Annotated in this window: 16 protein-coding genes; 14 read left to right on the top strand and 2 right to left on the bottom strand. The window is 47.7% G+C overall.

The window, feature by feature from the left end; translation table 11 throughout:
* The first annotated feature begins 35 nt into the window (after positions 1-35).
* Positions 36-974 carry a Gfo/Idh/MocA family protein gene (locus F4V51_RS19580; RefSeq protein WP_153979313.1) on the top strand — a complete coding sequence of 313 codons (939 nt, stop codon included), beginning with the start codon at positions 36-38 and terminating at the stop codon, positions 972-974.
* Between the two features lie 50 nt (positions 975-1024).
* Positions 1025-1339, top strand: coding sequence for a hypothetical protein (locus F4V51_RS19575; RefSeq protein WP_095290350.1), 315 nt, complete (start codon positions 1025-1027; stop codon positions 1337-1339).
* Positions 1340-1360: 21 nt separating this feature from the next.
* Here F4V51_RS19575 and F4V51_RS19570 read toward each other — a convergent pair whose 3' ends face one another.
* Positions 1361-2179, bottom strand: a complete 819-nt coding sequence (locus F4V51_RS19570; RefSeq protein ID WP_095290352.1) for a helix-turn-helix domain-containing protein — start codon at positions 2177-2179, stop codon at positions 1361-1363.
* A 160-nt stretch (positions 2180-2339) separates the two neighbouring features.
* Here F4V51_RS19570 and F4V51_RS19565 point away from each other — a divergent pair, with 160 nt between their 5' ends.
* The 6 genes from F4V51_RS19565 to F4V51_RS19540 all read left to right on the top strand — a co-directional run bounded on the left by F4V51_RS19565 (position 2340) and on the right by F4V51_RS19540 (position 7868).
* Positions 2340-3452 carry a Gfo/Idh/MocA family protein gene (locus F4V51_RS19565; RefSeq protein ID WP_153979312.1) on the top strand — a complete coding sequence of 371 codons (1113 nt, stop codon included), beginning with the start codon at positions 2340-2342 and terminating at the stop codon, positions 3450-3452.
* Positions 3453-3667: 215 nt separating this feature from the next.
* A complete protein-coding gene (locus tag F4V51_RS19560) occupies positions 3668-4636 on the top strand; it encodes a sugar phosphate isomerase/epimerase family protein (protein WP_153979311.1) in 969 nt (322 codons plus the stop codon).
* Positions 4637-4660: 24 nt separating this feature from the next.
* Positions 4661-5389 (top strand): ThuA domain-containing protein, encoded by a 729-nt coding sequence (locus F4V51_RS19555; protein WP_127537906.1) that lies wholly within the window; start codon positions 4661-4663, stop codon positions 5387-5389.
* Positions 5390-5708: 319 nt separating this feature from the next.
* Positions 5709-6005, top strand: a complete 297-nt coding sequence (locus F4V51_RS19550) for a winged helix-turn-helix transcriptional regulator (protein WP_148565210.1) — start codon at positions 5709-5711, stop codon at positions 6003-6005.
* A 237-nt stretch (positions 6006-6242) separates the two neighbouring features.
* Positions 6243-6974 carry a hypothetical protein gene (locus F4V51_RS19545; protein ID WP_153979310.1) on the top strand — a complete coding sequence of 244 codons (732 nt, stop codon included), beginning with the start codon at positions 6243-6245 and terminating at the stop codon, positions 6972-6974.
* A gap of 183 nt (positions 6975-7157) precedes the next feature.
* The gene (locus F4V51_RS19540) at positions 7158-7868 is read left to right on the top strand and encodes a hypothetical protein (protein ID WP_095290362.1); all 711 of its coding nucleotides are present in this window, start codon (positions 7158-7160) and stop codon (positions 7866-7868) included.
* A 104-nt stretch (positions 7869-7972) separates the two neighbouring features.
* Here the strand turns inward: F4V51_RS19540 and F4V51_RS19535 are convergent, their stop codons facing one another.
* Positions 7973-8689 carry a Crp/Fnr family transcriptional regulator gene (locus F4V51_RS19535; RefSeq protein WP_095290364.1) on the bottom strand — a complete coding sequence of 239 codons (717 nt, stop codon included), beginning with the start codon at positions 8687-8689 and terminating at the stop codon, positions 7973-7975.
* 440 nt (positions 8690-9129) lie between these two features.
* Here F4V51_RS19535 and adhE point away from each other — a divergent pair, with 440 nt between their 5' ends.
* The 6 genes from adhE to F4V51_RS19505 all read left to right on the top strand — a co-directional run bounded on the left by adhE (position 9130) and on the right by F4V51_RS19505 (position 18737).
* Entirely contained in the window at positions 9130-11742 is a 2613-nt protein-coding gene (gene adhE / locus F4V51_RS19530; RefSeq protein WP_153979309.1) for a bifunctional acetaldehyde-CoA/alcohol dehydrogenase, read from the top strand.
* 534 nt (positions 11743-12276) lie between these two features.
* On the top strand, positions 12277-14535 hold the full coding sequence (gene pflB, locus F4V51_RS19525; protein ID WP_095359306.1) for a formate C-acetyltransferase: 2259 nt from the start codon (positions 12277-12279) through the stop codon (positions 14533-14535).
* Between the two features lie 72 nt (positions 14536-14607).
* The gene (pflA, locus tag F4V51_RS19520) at positions 14608-15360 is read left to right on the top strand and encodes a pyruvate formate-lyase-activating protein (protein ID WP_153979308.1); all 753 of its coding nucleotides are present in this window, start codon (positions 14608-14610) and stop codon (positions 15358-15360) included.
* Between the two features lie 246 nt (positions 15361-15606).
* Positions 15607-16971, top strand: coding sequence for an ABC transporter substrate-binding protein (locus F4V51_RS19515; RefSeq protein ID WP_153979307.1), 1365 nt, complete (start codon positions 15607-15609; stop codon positions 16969-16971).
* A 51-nt stretch (positions 16972-17022) separates the two neighbouring features.
* Positions 17023-17907, top strand: a complete 885-nt coding sequence (locus tag F4V51_RS19510; RefSeq protein WP_095359303.1) for a carbohydrate ABC transporter permease — start codon at positions 17023-17025, stop codon at positions 17905-17907.
* Positions 17907-18737, top strand: coding sequence for a carbohydrate ABC transporter permease (locus F4V51_RS19505; protein WP_153979306.1), 831 nt, complete (start codon positions 17907-17909; stop codon positions 18735-18737). Before F4V51_RS19510 ends, F4V51_RS19505 begins: the two co-directional genes overlap by 1 nt.
* The last annotated feature ends 12 nt before the right edge of the window (positions 18738-18749 follow it).

Genomic DNA, 18749 nt, shown 5'->3' with positions numbered 1-18749 from the left:
AAACTTAGAATTCATCTGAAGGTGGAATGCTTATCATGGAAACAACGAAGCGAACCCGAGCTGGGATCATCGGACTTGGGGGTATTGCTCAAAAAGTATACTTGCCCCTGTTAACCGCGCATCCTGATGTGGAAATTGCCGGTATTATGAACCGTTCTCCAGAGCCGGTAACGGCTGCTCAGCATGCTTATAGATTAGATAACGGAACGACGGATCTGAAAGAACTATTGTCCTGGGATCTGGATGCCGTTTTTGTACATACAGCAACGGAAGCACATTTTGATATTGTCATGCAATGTTTGGAGCGGGGACTGGCTGTATATGTGGACAAACCGCTGTCCTACACCTTGCGGGAATCTGAAGAAATGACTGCTTTTGCCGAGGCGCAGGGGCTGCTCCTTGCGGTAGGTTTTAACCGAAGGTTTGCACCGATGTACCAGAAAGCGAAAGCGTGGATGCAGGGTGGGCAGGGGTTTGAATCCCTGATGTTAACGAAGCATCGGACAGGGACTCAGCATCTTCCTGCAGCAAAAACGATCTATGATGATCTGATTCATATGCTGGATCTGATGTTATGGTATTCGGATCATAATGTGGAGCTGGTTCATCAATGGATCCGCACGAATGAGTTGGACCAGCTTCTTCATGCTGCCGGATCAGCCAAGCTTGGAAGAAAGGCCATCGGCCGATTCGATATGGTGCGCGAGGCGGGGGCTGACCTGGAGAAGATCGAACTCCACGGCGGAGGCAGATCGGTGGAAGTTGTAAATATGGAAGAAGCCAGATATACCGAACGCGGAGAGCTTGAACGCAAAGAAACTTTCGGCAGCTGGGACTCCATATTAACGCGCAGAGGATTTAGCGGAGCCGTAGATCACTTCTTGGCTAACCTGGACACGCCGGACGATTGCATCATAAGCTCCAGTCACGTCATGGATAGCCATGAGCTTGCAGAGCAGCTGGTTCGTAAGTGATTTTTGTTGCAAAAGGGATAAGAACATAACTTATATGGAGGAATGACACAATGGACGAATATGAAAAGGAACGCAGAAAACAGATCGAGGAAGCGGTCGTAGAAACCTATAAACAGGAAGAAGAAATGATGATTTTGGTATTTGCCCAGTGGTGTGCCAATCATGGACTGGACCCCGAAGAAATGTACCGGCAAGCTTACCCGGATCAGCAGAGCAATGAACGGCTGCAGCAAGTGCTGCAGCTGGTCGTGCCGAAGGAAGAAGCCGGAGAGATTCCGGATGATACGGTACTGGGTGTGTTGTCCATGTTTGGCAACGAAGACTTGGCCATGGTGGTATCGGAGGCAATCGCCGCGCGCAAATAAGCAGAATGTACGTATAATACCTTACATCTGTTCCCGGTGAATGAGCCGGAATTCCTTTGGCGACATGCCGAACCGGGAACGGAATACGCGGTGGAAATACGTGTAATTGTTAAACCCCGACGATTCGGCGACATGCTCCAGCGTCATCGGACTGAAGATGATCCGTTCTCTGGCCATGTTCAGCCGTACGTCCAGGGTATACTGCATGATACTTTTGCCAAACGCTTCCTTGAACAGATGAACCCCGCGTGACACACTGATGCCCACATGGGTTGCTACATCTTCAAGTTTGAACAGGGAGGAAGCATTCTCCTCGATATAATTTTTTATTTCATACGCCACATAGTTGGTGTTGGTGATCGTCGGATGTTCAGAGAGAAGACGATCCACTTCCAGACATAAGATACGCATGTAGTAACTGGATATCTCTGGATATGGATTGGAAATTCGGCGCTGCTCCAGCACGAGTTGACGGAACAGGGTCAGCAGGCTTTCGGTCAATTCGACCTTAATCCGGTTTGGCCTTTTGTGGCGTTCCCACCATTCATCCACCCAGGAACCATTAAAAAAGATGTGGTAGTCACCGCTCTCTACGAGTCGTTCTCCCATCGGATTACGTTCATTGTCTATTTTGAGTTCATAAGGCTCGTCCGGACTGAAAAGAAGCAGATCGCCCGCATCGACGAGTGACATCTCACCGTCTATTCGTGCCCGGCAGCGACCGTCGGTCTGCAGCCTCAGAAGGTAGTTCTTAACCCCGTCGGGATGAATGCCCGCATAGGGTTTGCGGTGAAATGAGAAGCCTGCTGTAAGAACCTGGCAGGAATAATCGGTCGGCATTGGCATACTCCTTGCAATTTGAAAATTATGACCAGATAGTTCATGTTTCGATCATATTATTCATTTTAATTGAACCCAAAACGGAATACCATAGTATTAAATTCAAGGCACTAAACATTCATCACAGCTTCTCACCATGCGTAAGGAGATGAACGTCACATTGGAGAAATTAAAAGCAGGCATCATCGGGTGCGGTAACATCAGCGCCATCTATCTGGAGAATCTGAAAAATAGCCCGCTCATTGAAATTGTAGCCGTAGCGGACTTGATCCGTGAACGTGCTCAGGAACGGGCAGATGAATTTAATATCGCAAACGTTTACAATGTAGATGAGTTGCTGCAAAATAAGGAAATCGAGCTTGTGCTGAACCTGACGGTGCCTGGCAGTCATGCCATGACCGATCTGGCTGTGCTCGAATCAGGCAAGCATGTCTATGCCGAGAAGCCACTGGCCATTTCGCTTGAAGACGGCCGCAAAGTCATTGAACTTGCGGAAGAGAAGGGATTGTATGTTGGTTCCGCACCGGATACCTTCCTTGGATCAGGCATTCAGACGGCACGTCAGGCTATTACAGACGGTCTGATCGGGAAACCGATTGCGGCGACTTCTTTCTTCATGGGTGGTGGACCTGAAGCATGGCATCCCGATCCCGAGTTCTTCTACATTGCAGGAGGAGGACCTATGTTTGACATGGGACCATACTATCTGACAGCGCTGGTTACATTGCTGGGACCTATTCGGAGAATCAGCTCTTCTGCAGGCATTCAGATCACCGATCGTGTTATTGGCTCGGGACCGAAGGAAGGAACGCCTCTCCGGGTACAAACTCCGACGCATCTGGCAGGTACCATCGATTTTACCGACGGAGCTATTGCAACGATGATTACCAGCTTCGATATTCGTGGAGCTTCGGACTTGCCTCGTATTGAGATTTATGGAACCGAAGGCACGCTGAGTGTACCGGATCCTAACTATTTCAATGGGGAAGTGAAGCTGCGCAGATTCGGTCAGGATACGTGGGAGACGGTAACCCCTGTCTTCGAGAGCAGTCAGAATGAACGCGGAATTGGTGTTACCGAGATGGTCGAATCCATTCGTGCCGGACGGGAACACAAAGCCAGCGGCAAGCTCGCGTATCACGTGCTAGAAGCGATGCATGCATTCCAGCGCTCTTCTCTGGAGGGCAAGCACGTTATGCTTGAGAGTACTTACGATCCAAATGCAGCGACCAAAGCAAATGAGGATCCAACAGAAATTGTGCAATCGAATTAAGGGAATTCAACTGATTTAAGTTGAAGTTCAAGCACCACAGCAAGATGGTTTTTCCATCTGGAATAACCAGTATTGTTACGTTTAATTTCAGGATAGAAATGCTCTAGATTTTCCACACTATTAAAACAAACTTGTGATCTGAACGGTACATTTATGCAGTTCTTGGTTCATTTAATCAGCAATTATTCGATATTTAATCCAGGGAGGAATCGCACTTGAAACTCGGCGTATTTTTGGTACTATTCGGAGGACGTAAATTGGAGGATGCACTTGATTACGTAGCATCCAAGGGTTTGAAAGCAGTAGAGATCGGAACTGGAGGCCATCCAGGCAATGCACATTGCAACCCGGAGGAGCTTTTGAACAATGAAGCAGCACTGAAAAACTTTAAAAATGCAGTGGAATCACGCGGTCTGACCATCAGCGCACTGAGCTGTCACGGTAACCCGCTTCATCCGCAAAAGGATATCGCCAAAGGTTTCCACGATGATTTCGTGAAAACAGTTCAATTGGCACAAAAGCTGGAAGTTCCTGTAGTGAACACATTCTCCGGATGTCCGGGAGACCATGAAGATGCGAAGTATCCAAACTGGCCTGTTGCACCGTGGCCGAATGATTTCCAGGAAGTGTTGAAATGGCAATGGGAGAACAAAGTGATTCCGTACTGGACAGAGTGGGGCAAGTATGCAGCAGATCACAATGTAAAAGTAGGATTGGAGCTGCACGGTGGATTCTCAGTGCATACTCCAGCTACATTGTTAAGACTGCGTGAAGCTGCAGGGGAAGTTATTGGTGCCAACCTGGATCCAAGTCACATGTGGTGGCAAGGAATTGATCCGGTGCAAGCGATTCACATTCTGGGACGTGAAGGCGCGATCCATCACTTCCATGCTAAAGATACAACGATCGATCCGGTAAACGTAAACAAATATGGTTTGACAGATATGCAGGATTACACAAACATGCTTGACCGCGCTTGGCAGTTCCGCTCGGTAGGTTATGGTCATGATAACAAGACTTGGGCAGATATTATCAGTGCCCTGCGTCTCGTAGGCTACGATTATGTTGTAAGTATTGAACACGAAGACGGTCTGATGTCGGTTGAAGAAGGATTCTCTAAAGCTGTACAAAATCTCCAGCAAGTATTGATTGAGGAACCGCTGGGCGATATGTGGTGGGTTTAGAGCTATACTAGGGGGAAATTGAATATGATTAACGTCACCATTTGGAATGAGTTTGTCCATGAGAAAATTCACGATGAAGTAAGGGAAGTCTATCCGGACGGATTGCACCGGGCGCTGGCAGACGGACTCGGCGGCGAAGGATTTGCGATTCGGACAGCTACACTGGATCAGCCTGAACACGGCTTAAGTGATGAGGTGCTGAATTCCACAGATGTGCTGATATGGTGGGGACATATGGCACATGATCGTGTAAGCGACGAGGTCTCACAGAAGGTTGCACAGCGAGTACTGAACGGCATGGGACTGATTGTTCTGCATTCCGGGCATTTCTCCAAACCGTTCAAGGCCTTGATGGGCACCAGTTGTGATCTGAAATGGCGTGTAGCAGACGAGCAGGAGATCGTATGGTGCGTCAATCCTTCTCATCCGATTGCGGATGGGATTGAAGGTAAGATTGTACTTGAAAAGGAAGAAATGTACGGTGAATTCTTCGATATTCCGGTACCCGATGAGCTCGTGTTCGTAAGCAACTTCCAGGGTGGGGAAGTATTCCGAAGCGGCTGTACGTTCCGTCGCGGCGAAGGTAAAATCTTCTACTTCCGTCCAGGCCATGAAACCTATCCGACGTATTACAAGCCGGAAATTCTGAGAGTGATCAGCAATGCAGTAAAATGGGCGTATCCTGCCCGCAGCTTCAAGCCTCAATTTGGCAAGAGCGAACCTGTAAGACCATTTGGTGGCGTGCTGGTCTAGGCCGCAAAAGTAGTATCTGATGGGCAAATGAAACGGTATACCTAAGAACCCTTCTCCGAGTCAAGTATGACTGTGGCAGTTGGGTTCTTTTTGGGTAAGATAGGTACATGGGCGTTATACGATATTTGCCATGGTTCATCGAATCGTCCTGAGGTATACTTGTTGTATAGTCAAAGTACAAAAATGCCTATTTAATTTTAACTTTTTTACGGCAGACGTTTTCTTTGTGACGTAAATGTGTTATTATGAAATATACTAACTAAATGTAAGTTCAGTGATCTCTAAAGAGGTGATTAATGTGGAAGGCCAAGATTTACGGATGTGTCCGCGTTTTGAGACGGCATTCTCGTTTTTAGGCAAACGCTGGAACGGTCTGATTATTCAAACGTTGATGAGTGGGTCTAAGCGATTCAAGGATATTTCCAACCTGATTCCGTCAATGAGTGACAAGATGTTATCTGAACGGATGAAGGATCTGGAGAGTGAAGGTATTCTGATTCGTCATGTTTATCCCGAGACACCGGTTCGTATTGAATACGAGCTAACAGAAAAAGGGAAAGCTTTGCAGCCTGTCATGAATCAAATTCAGGACTGGGCAGAGCAATGGGTAGATTAAATGATTCATATGTCCAGGCTCAATGATATGACCTGACAACAGAGAGCTCTTGATTTCGCTGAAATCAGGAGTTTTTTGTCTTATAGGCTTACTTAGTCAACATCGCTTGTCTGTTCAATATACAGGAATGTAGAAAGAAACCACCTTTTTCCTGCAGTCCTTGCACATATTGACAGAAGTTATAGTATAATTTAAGAAAAATGGCCGCAGGCGGCCGGAGCGAGGAGGCCACTTGTCATGAGAGAAGAAAGCTTATCCCGTGAAGTACGCTACGGCAAACAAGATATTGCGGAACTTGAGAGCGCATCCATTCAGGTTCATCTGATTTACAAAAAAGCTGCGGAACTGTTTAAATATTATGTTAATCCCCGCACGGGGAACCACCAGGACTCAGGGGAAGCAGTTCCACTCGGAAACAGCACTGGGCAGGAACTGGCTCCGGTCGTCCTGCAAAAGTGGATTCAGACATCGTCAGGCTGGAAATGCATTGGTTGTGAGTTAAGATATCCGGGATCTGTGCAGGATAAGCTGGATGATGATTTTGAACGCGGTCAGCTTATTGGAGCTTCCGGGAAACGAAGATATGTGAAACCTGAAATGCTAATTCAAGCCATTGTATGGTCTCAATATGAAAAAATCAGGCTGCTGGCACCCTGGCTTGGTGATGAAGCTTTTTATACTACAGAAGAGCTGGATGTCATCGCCCGGTACATTGTACCGACATACTTCTCAGAACGTCCCCTGCATGAGCAGGGCAAGCTCTTCAAGATTCACCATCCGTACAGTCAGATCCCGCTGTATCAGGAATACGTAACAGCTCCTACATTCTGCGTACAGATGGATGGAGAACTGCTCGAAGGGCTACTTTTGACAGGTGTATATGTGTCCGAGGAACAGTTCCATGGGCTTAATCCGTACCTGAAAAATGGGGACGGGGGCCGGACTTATATGCAGGCTTGTGTTCAATAGAGGGTAATTAAATATAAGGGTTGAACGATCCGAACGAAGGAGCCCGCATGCGGGCTCTTTGTGCTGCAGGAAGGAATATGGAAGAAAAGTAACGGCATTGACACTTTTTTTGAATGAATATTGTGCCATAATAGAGGTTATGGACAACAGGGTGAAGATTTTACGCAGGGTGGTGTTACCGACATGATGAAGAAGTTCCCCGGTTACATCGGTTTATGTTTGCTTATCATGGCAATTCTAGCCGGATGTACAGAGACACAGCCTTCTGAACAGCCGGTGGTCAAGGAGACCGATACTTCCAATACCATTACCGTTGCTGTCGATGGAAGCACTTTTTTGCCTGATGCAACGAAGTCAATCAAGAGGGATTTTAGTGAAGGACTCACGCTTAAGAAGGCGCTATTGAACAGTGGTCTGGTTGATTTTACGGCCGACGGCAAGCGGATTCAATCCGTAGGGGAAGTTTCACTTGATTCCTCGCTAAGCTGGGCAGTTAAGCTAAACGGCAAGGATATTGATCCGGAAAATTGGGGCATGGAGCTTCATGCCAAGGATGAAGTGATCATTTACGTAAAAGCCGCCGACAGTAAAGGAGAAGGTGTTGCATATCAGACAACCCTGCTCAAGATCAGCGGCGGCAATATTATGCCAGACCTTAATCGTCAATATGCGGGTGTCTATATCCAGGAGTGCACGGTTCGGGATGTACTTAAGTCCAGCGGCATCGTCCGAATGTCGGAAAATAACAAATACGTCGTTTCGGTTGAAAATGTTGTTCCACGCATGAATCAGCGTTGGGTGATCATGGTGAATGACAAGGAACTGATGGAAAACGGTTTGGATATGAAGTTGAATCCACGGGATGCGGTTAAATTACAGTTAACGGCATCTTAAACATAATTATAAAAGCCCGGACCTCTGCAGGAGGACGGGCTTTTTTCATGTCACTTATAGATTAAGCTCATAACCGAAAGGTGATGACTTTAAGAACTTAATGCTTAGATGCGGCAGATCTCATTGGGACATAATTCACAATGGCAGATGCCTTGGAGCATTTTCAGGTCCTTGATAACAATCATGCCGTTATCATATTCAATAGCATCTTTTTTGCGCAGATCGCTAAGCATGCGGTTCACACTTTCACGGGTAGCTCCAATCATGTTGGACAGATCCGTGTGGGTAATTTTTTTATGAATAATCACGTGATCGCCGTGAGGCTCGCCATAGGAATTGGACAACCGGATCAAGGTGGAACAGAGCGCACCAGGTTTGCCGTATAACATCAGGTCACGGAATTTGGTTTGAGTTAAGCGGTGATGTATGCCCATCCATTTCATAAAATCAATGGCGAAGTCACAATGCTGACAGATCAGCATCTCCAGGTCTTTGTGCTCCAATACACCGATTTCACTGTCTTCCAGCACTTCGGCCGAGAACGTATGCTTGGAACCGAAGAATGGATCTGCCTGACCAATCATATCACCGGACTGGTACATGTACATGATAAGCTCTTTGCCTTCATCCGTTGATTTGGTGATCTGGGCACGACCCCTTTTCATATAATAAAGCTTGTCGGACACATCACCTTCCCAATACAGGTGGGTCCCTTCAGGATAGGTACGGTCTTTCATGGTTACGAGCAGATGATTGAAGTTCACTTCCGAGAAACAGTTGGTATTGCCGCGTTTTTCCATGACACTCAGTTGTTCTCTCATAAGTCTATCTCCCCTTTGTATCCACCGGAGGGGGATTACAATCATGCTGCACTCCGCGCTCCGTGGTTCGCCGCAACCGTTACCGTCCTGACTAGGGTCATCTCCGCCGGGGAGGACGGTACAAATTGCGGTGGTTCAATTTTTAAGTTCAGTATATACCTAATCTTACCGTTTGAGGGGCATGGAAAGGGGGCAAAAATGGCGAAATTTCAAACATTGTGATTAAATTCACTTTAGAGAGGGAAGGCTGCATTTGACAGCCATATAGTTTATATAGGAAGTGAAAATGACCAGTGGAAGGAACTCAAAAAACTTAAATAAAATTTGCTATACTTTGTGAAAATAATCACATAATTAACCTTTTCGACATGTTACGATGGGTACGTAAAGAAGAGAGACAAACCAAAAAAACAATACGAACCTTTAGGAGGATGAGGGAGATGGCTGTAAAGAACGAAGTCGCCCCAGCAAAAGAACCGACAGCAGGTCAGTATATTCAAACGTTAATTGACAAAGCGAACAAAGCACACGCAGCATTCATGTCCATGGATCAACAACAGATTGACCGCATCGTGCAAGCCATGGCACTGGCAGGTCTGGACAAACACATGATGCTTGCCAAAATGGCGGTGGAAGAAACCGGCCGCGGAGTGTATGAAGATAAAATCACGAAAAATATCTTTGCAACAGAATATGTGTACCACAGCATCAAATATGACAAAACCGTGGGCGTGATCGAAGATAACGAGTATGAGAGCTTCCAGAAAATAGCGGAGCCTGTCGGCATTATCATGGGGATTACACCGGTGACCAATCCGACATCCACGACGATGTTCAAAGCGTTGATTTCCATCAAAACACGTAACCCAATCATCTTTGGGTTCCACCCTTCAGCTCAGAACTGCAGCCGTGAAGCCGCCAAAATTCTGCTCGAAGCCGCGGTGAAGCATGGTGCTCCGGCCGACTGTATCCAGTGGATTGATGATCCTTCCATGGACCGCACGAATGCACTGATGAATCATAACGATGTGGCGCTCATTCTGGCGACAGGTGGATCAGCAATGGTACGTGCAGCGTACAGCTGTGGTAAACCGGCACTCGGCGTGGGACCAGGGAACGTACCTTGCTTTATCGAGAAAACGGCAGATATCAATCAGGCTGTAACGGATCTGATCTTGTCCAAGTCATTCGACAATGGTATGATCTGTGCCTCCGAGCAAGCGGTCATCATCGAAGAACCGATCTTCGATCAGGTGAAAAAGAAAATGATTGCGAACGGTTGTTATTTCGTCAATAAGGATGAAGCTGCGAAATTGACTGCAGGTGCCATCAATGCGGAGAAATGTGCGGTTAACCCGGCGATTGTCGGTCAATCGGCAGTAACCATTGCGCAAATGTGTGGTATCGAGGTTCCGGCTGGCACCAAAATTCTTGTAGCAGAGATTGAGGGCGTCGGCACCAAGTTCCCGCTGTCTGCAGAGAAATTAAGTCCGGTACTGGCTTGTTACAAAGTAAAAACGGCAGCTGAAGGGATTGAGCGTGCTGCGGAAGTGGTTGCCTTTGGCGGCATGGGTCACTCCTCCGTTATTCACTCGAATAACGAAGAAGTGATAAGCAAATTTGCGGATCGTCTGCAAACGGGACGGATTATCGTGAATTCGCCATCCACACACGGCGCCATTGGGGACATCTACAACACGAACATGCCGTCATTGACCCTGGGATGCGGTTCATATGGCCGTAACTCGACCTCATCGAATGTCACTGCCGTCAACTTAATCAACGTGAAAAGGGTGGCTCGCCGTACCGTGAATATGCAATGGTTCAAAGTGCCGAACAAAGTGTATTTCGAAAAAGGAGCAACGCAGTATCTGGCCAAAATGCCTGATATTACTCGCGTAGCCATCGTTACGGATGCCATGATGGTCAAACTGGGCTATGTGGAAAAAGTGGAGCATTACCTGCGTCAACGCCAAATGCCGGTCGCAATCGAAGTATTCTCGGATGTAGAGCCGGATCCATCAACCACAACGGTAGACCGTGGTACGGAAATGATGCGCCGCTTCCAGCCTGACTGCATTATCGCTCTTGGTGGTGGATCACCAATGGACGCTGCCAAAGCCATGTGGTTGTTCTACGAATATCCGGACACGGACTTCAACGATCTGAAGCAAAAATTCATGGATATCCGTAAACGGATCTACAAATACCCACGCCTTGGATCAAAAGCAAAATTCGTAGCGATTCCTACAACGTCGGGTACAGGATCGGAAGTAACATCGTTTGCCGTAATCACAGATAAAAATCTGGGCAACACCAAATATCCACTGGCAGACTATGAGCTGACTCCGGATGTAGCCATCGTGGACCCTGAATTCGTCTATTCACTGCCGAAAACAGCCGTTGCAGATACAGGTATGGACGTACTGACTCATGCTATCGAAGCGTATGTATCGGTTATGGCCAATGATTACACGGATGGTCTGGCGATCAAAGCCATTCAGCTGGTATTCCAATACCTGGAGCAATCGGCGCTGCAAGGGGATAAACTGGCACGTGAGAAAATGCATAATGCTTCGACGATTGCCGGTATGGCTTTCGCTAACGCGTTCCTGGGCATTAACCACAGCTTGGCGCACAAATGGGGCGGACAGTATCACACCGCACATGGACGTACCAATGCAATTCTGATGCCGCACGTCATTCGTTATAACGCGAAAAAACCGACGAAATTTGCCTCATTCCCGAAATATTCGCACTTTGTAGCAGATGAGCGGTATGCTGAAATTGCCCGGATTCTGGGATTGCCAGCACGTACTACAGAAGAAGGGGTGAACAGCCTCATCAATGCAATCCGCAAACTGAACAAAACACTCGGTATTGAGGAATCGTTCCAGGAAATCGGATTTAATGCCAAGGACTTTGAAGCTCATGTGGATTATCTGGCCGATCGTGCTTTCGAAGACCAATGTACAACCGCCAATCCGAAACTGCCGCTGGTGACTGAACTGGCGGACGTTTACCGCAATGCCTTCTACGGACGATTCGAATAAACAATTATAGCAACAGGATTTAGGCAATAGGTTGAGGGTTCCCCGGGAGGGGAGCCCCGATTGCCGTCTTTTTGTCGATGACGGAATCCTTTGAGGATCCGTTGAACGGTTTGGTATTCACACAATAACGGAGAGGGCAGAAAAAACTGAAGAAGCGAAGCGCTCGCCTTTATCACCGGATGTTCACCTTTGAAAAATTAAAAATAAAAAAATCCGGGGATAACAGCGATCGGAAGTTGTTCTGCCCGCGTAGTGACCATGTGGATTAAGCATTCGTCAATGAGACACATCAGCAGGTGGAGTGAGGAAGTTCACTAACTTTGTGATAAAAATCACAGATGGTGAAACCCGCAAGACGTATACTGAAAATGTAAGAAAAACATCCATCCCGCGGTTCCGGTTCCCATGTAGAGAGAACGTGTTCCGGCTGATATGTGAAAAAGTTCACATTAATCGCGGCTCTGGGCACAGATGAGACGATTTTGCTTGCACCCTGTCATGTGTCCGGAAATCCAAATTTGTGGAGGGATTACTATGTCGGTGATCGAAAAAGACGTAAAACAACAAACAGGCTGGAGAAACTTTACGAAAGGCACATGGACCAAATCCGTGGATGTGAATGATTTTCTGGCACACAACCTGTCTCCGTATTACGGGGATGAAGCATTTCTCGCAGGGGCAACACAGAACACCAAAGACCTGTGGGACATCGTATCTGATCTGACCAAAAAAGAACGCGATAACGGCGGTGTACTGGATGTGGACGTAAACACTCCGGGAACGATCGTGTCTCACCAACCAGGGTACCTGGATCAATCCAAAGAACAGATCGTCGGTGTGCAAACCGATGCTCCATTCAAACGTTCCATTCAGCCAACAGGCGGAATCCGCATGATGATTGATGCATGTCAGGCTTACGGCTTCGAAATGCCTCAAGAAGTCATTGATATATTTACTAATATTCGCAAAACACATAATCAGGGTGTATTCGATGCATATACATCCGAGATGCGCGCAGCGCGCAAAGCTGGCATCATTACGGGTCTGCCTGATGCTTACGGCCGCGGCCGCATCATTGGCGATTACCGCCGGGTTGCTCTGTACGGGGTGGACTTCCTGATCCGCGCCAAAAAAGGAGAGCTGAACGCTCTTGAAGTGGATGTCATTGATGAAGATGTCATCCGTCTGCGTGAAGAGTTATCCGAACAAATCCGGGCTCTGCAGGAATTGAAGCAGCTGGGCGAAATGCATGGCTTCGATATTTCCCTGCCGGCTACCACGGCAAAAGAAGCGTTCCAATGGCTGTACTTCGGTTACCTTGCTGCGATTAAAGAGCAAAACGGTGCTGCGATGTCCCTTGGACGTGTATCTTCATTCCTGGATATCTACATTGAACGTGATCTGCAGGAAGGCCTCCTGACTGAAGAACAGGCTCAGGAACTGGTTGACCATTTCGTCATGAAACTGCGGATCGTCAAATTCCTGCGTACACCGGATTACAACGAGCTCTTCAGCGGTGACCCGACATGGGTAACCGAGTCTATCGGCGGGATGTCCGTGAACGGGGAAACACGCGTAACGAAAAACAGCTTCCGTTTCCTGCACACACTGCACAATCTGGGACCTGCACCGGAACCAAACCTGACCGTACTCTGGTCTACCAAACTTCCGGAAGCATTCAAAGAGTATTGCAGCAAAGTGTCCATAGAAACGAGCTCCATCCAATATGAGAATGATGATCTGATGCGTCCAATCTACGGAGACGATTACGGGATTGCCTGCTGTGTATCGGCCATGAAGATCGGTAAACAAATGCAGTTCTTCGGCGCTCGTGCCAACCTGGCGAAAGCACTGCTGTATGCGATTAATGGTGGACGCGACGAGAAATCCGGAGCACAGGTCGGACCGGAATATCCAGCCATTACAAGCGAAGTATTGGACTACAATGAGGTCATGAAACGGTTCAAACCGATGATGGAATGGCTGGCTAAACTGTACATGAATACCCTTAACGTAATCCACTACATGCATGACAAATACAGTTATGAACGGATCGAGATGGCTCTGCATGACCGTGATATCGTACGTACCATGGCCTGTGGTATTGCCGGCCTGTCCGTTGCAGCCGACTCCCTGAGTGCAATTAAATATGCAAAAGTGAAACCGATTCGTAACGAGCAAGGAATCGCCGTTGATTTTGAAATTGAAGGAGATTTCCCTTGTTACGGTAACAATGAAGACAGCGTCGACAGCATCGCGGTTGAACTGGTAGAGAGCTTCATGGGCATGATCCGCAAACATAAAGCGTACCGCAATGCCATTCCAACCCAATCCGTACTGACCATCACATCCAATGTGGTCTACGGCAAAAAAACCGGTACAACACCGGATGGACGTAAAGCAGGCGAACCGTTTGCTCCAGGTGCTAACCCGATGCATGGACGTGACAAAAAAGGCGCACTGGCATCTCTGGGTTCTGTAGCCAAATTGCCTTACGAACACAGCCTGGACGGTATCTCCAACACATTCTCGATTGTGCCTAAAGCGCTCGGTAAAGAGTCTGATACCCGCAAATCCAATCTGGTTGCCATGATGGACGGTTATTTCGGTCAAGGTGCTCACCATCTGAACGTGAACGTGTTCGATCGTCAGCAGTTGATTGACGCCATGGAGCATCCGGAAAACTATCCACAATTGACCGTAAGGGTTTCCGGCTATGCCGTAAACTTCATCAAACTGACGCGTGAGCAGCAGCTGGATGTCATTAACCGGACCTTCCACGGTTCGATGTAATAACACGGTAAACAGGAGAAGATCACCATCATAAACGCACAGCGGATGCGGATACAGAAAGGAAGAGGCAGCATGGTTAACGGACATATTCATTCACTCGAAACTTTCGGGACGGTTGACGGCCCAGGCATCCGCTTTGTGCTTTTTATGCAGGGATGTCACCTGAAATGCCAATATTGTCACAACCCGGATACATGGGCGCTTGATGGAGGCCGGGATATGAGCGTGGAGGAAGTTCTCGCAGAGATCGAGCCATACTTGACCTATTATCGCAGTTCGGGAGGCGGACTTACGGTATCGGGAGGCGAACCGACGCTGCAGGCTCATTTCGTCGGCCAGGTCTTCAAAGAAGTGAAGCGGCGCTGGGGACTGCACACCACCCTGGACAGCAACGGCTACAATGAACCTGATCGTATTCTTGACTTGTTGGATCATACGGATCTGGTCATGCTGGATCTGAAACATATCGATGATGAAAAGCATATCAAGCTTACCGGGAAATCGAATGAGAGAACACTTCGGATGGCTCGCTGGCTATCGGATCATGGAGGGAAAATGTGGATTCGGCACGTATACGTGCCAGGCATTCATGATGATGAACAAGATCTGCTTAACCTGGGGCGTTATATCGGAACATTGAATGGTGTGGAGAAGTTTGAGATTTTACCGTATCACCAGATGGGCATATACAAATGGCAGGCACTCGGAAAAGTATATCCGCTTGACGGCGTTCCTTCTCCTACCGAAGAGGAATTGGAACGGGCTTATCGTTTAATTGAACAGGGGCGGAAAGAAACGACAGACACACTTGCTCGGGCAAAATGATCCATATCCACGGGGCCGATAGAAAATAAATATTCCATAAAATGGACCCACTCTTCAAACAGTCTTTGCGACAGACGTCGCAAGGGCTGTTTTTTGTTGCATTTTACATGAGGATTACGAAATGGCTTGTTCAGTGAAGGATTTTATCCCCTCATTGATGAATTGTCATCCTTACGATGGTAGCTCCGGCTTTTTATAATCAGAGTGTAAAACCAAATGCGCAATATCCGAGGAGGGTCAACGACGATGAAAAAAAGAATGATAATGCTGCTCTCACTGCTGCTGGTAACGTCTTGGACGCTGGCTGCATGTTCGGGCTCAGGGAACGAAAATCCGCAGGGAGCCTCAGGCGCCGAACCGGAAACGAGCAAGGAACCGGTGGAAATGCTGCTGCGTCACACCCAAGTAGGGGCGGATAAACAAAAAAGGCTGGCCATTCTGCAGGACGTCGTCGACAAAGTGGAAAGTGAGGTCCCTAATCTGACCTTTACGCTGGACGGGGTTGAATCGGATGTGAACCGGAAGGAGAAGCTTCGCGGGGAAATGGCGGCCGGCAATCCACCGGATATTTTCGAACTGTTCGGCAGCCCGGACTCCAAAGTGTATGCCAAGGAAGGCATGCTGCTGGATCTGACACCGATTTTGCAAGAGCTGGGCATTCAGGATCAGTTTACATCCCTTGAACCATTCACGTATGAAGGCAAAGTGTATGGACTGCCGATTGGTGGTTCAGGCGAAGGTTTCTTCTATAACAAAGAATATTTTGCAAAAAAGGGCTGGCAAGCACCAACGACCATGGCTGAGCTTGATAACATGCTGGCCGAGATCAAAGCCGATGGGAAAGTGCCGCTTGCTTCTGCTTCCAAGGCCGGCTGGGTCCCGCTGATGTTGACGAACCATCTGTGGTCCCGTTATGCCGGTCCCGAGATTACTGCGAAGTTTGCAACTGGTGAAGCCAAGTGGACCGATCCGGGTGTGATTCAAGGTTTTGCGAAGCATAAGGAATGGGTCGATAAAGGGTATTTCAAAAAAGGCGAGCTCGGCTTCGAATACGCAGAGTATACGACTCAATTCACAAGTGGTGAAGCGGTATTGATGTATGACGGAACATGGAAATCATCTGTATTTAAGGAAGGACAGAGCGGGGAATCATTGATCGGTAAGGTTGGATTCTTCAATATGCCGCCGGTAGAGAATGGCGTGGGAGATCAGACTTCCCTCATGCGTGATGTCAATAATGGATATGGCTTCTCGGCATCTGTAGCGGAAGATCCTCAGAAGCTGGAAGCGGTTAAAGCGTTTATCAAAAATTTCTATAATGAAGATATGCAGGTGCGTGGCCTTGTGGAAGATGGAGTCCTTCCTGCCATGAAGCTGGATGAGAAGGTATTAACGGACAGCATTACCGACGAGCTGATGAAGGAAATCGTCGCTGTCCTGAATGCATCCCAGACGTCGTTCCCAGCCTTTGATGCGCTGGTACAGGCGGATGTAACTACGGAGATCAGCAATCTGCAGATTCAAAAACTAATTGGCGGACAGACCACACCAGAGAAGATGGCGGAGGAGCTGCAGCAAGTTCAGGAGGAAGCCAACGCTTCCGTGGAATAATGAATCAACTCTATCCAAAGCTGCAACTGAAGTTACTGAAGGAGGCTGAATATGAACACTTCACTCCGCAGCCCACTCATCTACACGCTGTTTGTATTACCGGCATTGATTTTGTTTGTCATGTTTTTCCTGTATCCGATTGGCAGCTCACTGTACTATAGCTTGACCAGCTGGAATGGCGTTTCGACAGACCCACGATTTGTGGGTTTGTCGAATTACGCCAAGGCTTTAACGGATGAACGGTTTTGGATATCCACACGCAATAATGGCTTTTTTATCGGATTTTCCGTATTGATCCAGGTTCCGCTGATTGTATTATTCTCATTGCTTATTGCCAATGTCAAACGATTAAAGGGAGTCTACAAAACGGCTGTTTTTTTACCTTCCATTATGTCGACGGCAGTCATCGGTATTTTGTGGGGATTTATCTATGAGCCCAACATCGGGCTTTTGAATCAACTGCTCAATACGTTTGGCATTCCGCCGGTGTATTGGCTTTCGGATAATCGTTTCGCGATGCTGTCCATTCTTGTGACCAATGCCTGGCAGTGGACCGGATTTTACATTGTTATGGTACTGGCGGCCATTCTGGCCATTCCCCGTGACCTGGATGAAGCAGCAGCCATCGATGGTGCGACGGCAGTGCAGCGGGCCACCCGAATCACGCTGCCACTCATCAGGCCCATTATTTCGGTTGTCATCATGCTGTCCATTGCCGGAGCGATGAAGGCTGCGGACATTGTGCTTGTAATGACCAAAGGCGGACCGGCCGGCTCCACCGAGGTGCTTGCTACGTATATGATCAAATATGCGATTACCAATTTTAAATATGGGTACGGCAATACGGTAGCGGTTCTGATCTTTGCTCTGACACTTGTGCTGACGGCTGTGTACCAACTGCTCGTGGCAAGGCACAACGAAAGGGTGGAGTATTGATGGTAAAGAATATACGAGCCAGTATTCCTCATGTGTTGTTGATGTTATATTTATTGGCTATTTTATTTCCCTTTTTATTCGTTATCTTCTCTTCATTCAAACAGGATAACAATGAGATTGCTCTTCATCCATTTGGTCTGCCAACGAACTGGGTGTTCAGCAATTACGTGGAAGCCTGGGTCAACGCCAAGATTGGTACGTATTTCTGGAACAGCATGTACATTTCCGTGCTCTCTTCGGCAGGTACCATTATTCTGGGCGCCATGTTTGCTTTTGCTGTAACCCGGATGAGACACCGCAGGTGGAGCCTGTTTCTCTATAGTCTTATACTGGCCGGCATGCTTATTCCGAACAATGCGCTGATGCTGCCCATTTATTTGCTCGTCCGCAAGCTGGGCATATTGGACACGCATCTGGCTCTGATTGTTCCCTATGTAGCGAATGCAATTCCTTTTACAATTATCATACTGGCTGCTTTTATGAGATCACTTCCCGGAGAGATCGAGGAAGCAGCGGTAATGGATGGCTTGAGGGCCCCAGGGATCTTTGCTAAAATAGTGATACCTCTTACAGTTCCAGCCATCGTTACGGTATTTATCGTGAATTTCCTCGGCAACTGGAACGAATTTTTGCTCGCCAATTATTTCCTATCTACAGATAAGCTGCGCACCCTGCCTGTAGGCATGGTCCAGTTTCGTGATCAGTACCAGATGAACTATGCTCAGATGTCCGCAGGAATTGTATATAGTGTTGTGCCTGTCATTGTTATTTACGCCATACTACAGGAGAAAATCATTGAAGGTGTAACCGCAGGCGGCGTCAAGGGTTGATGGCCTACGCGG

It is taken from the genome of Paenibacillus xylanilyticus (genome assembly GCF_009664365.1).
Classification (GTDB): Bacteria; Bacillota; Bacilli; order Paenibacillales; family Paenibacillaceae; genus Paenibacillus; species Paenibacillus xylanilyticus_A.
Note: the sequence above shows the minus strand (reverse complement) of the source record. Positions and strands in the feature narration are given on the sequence as shown.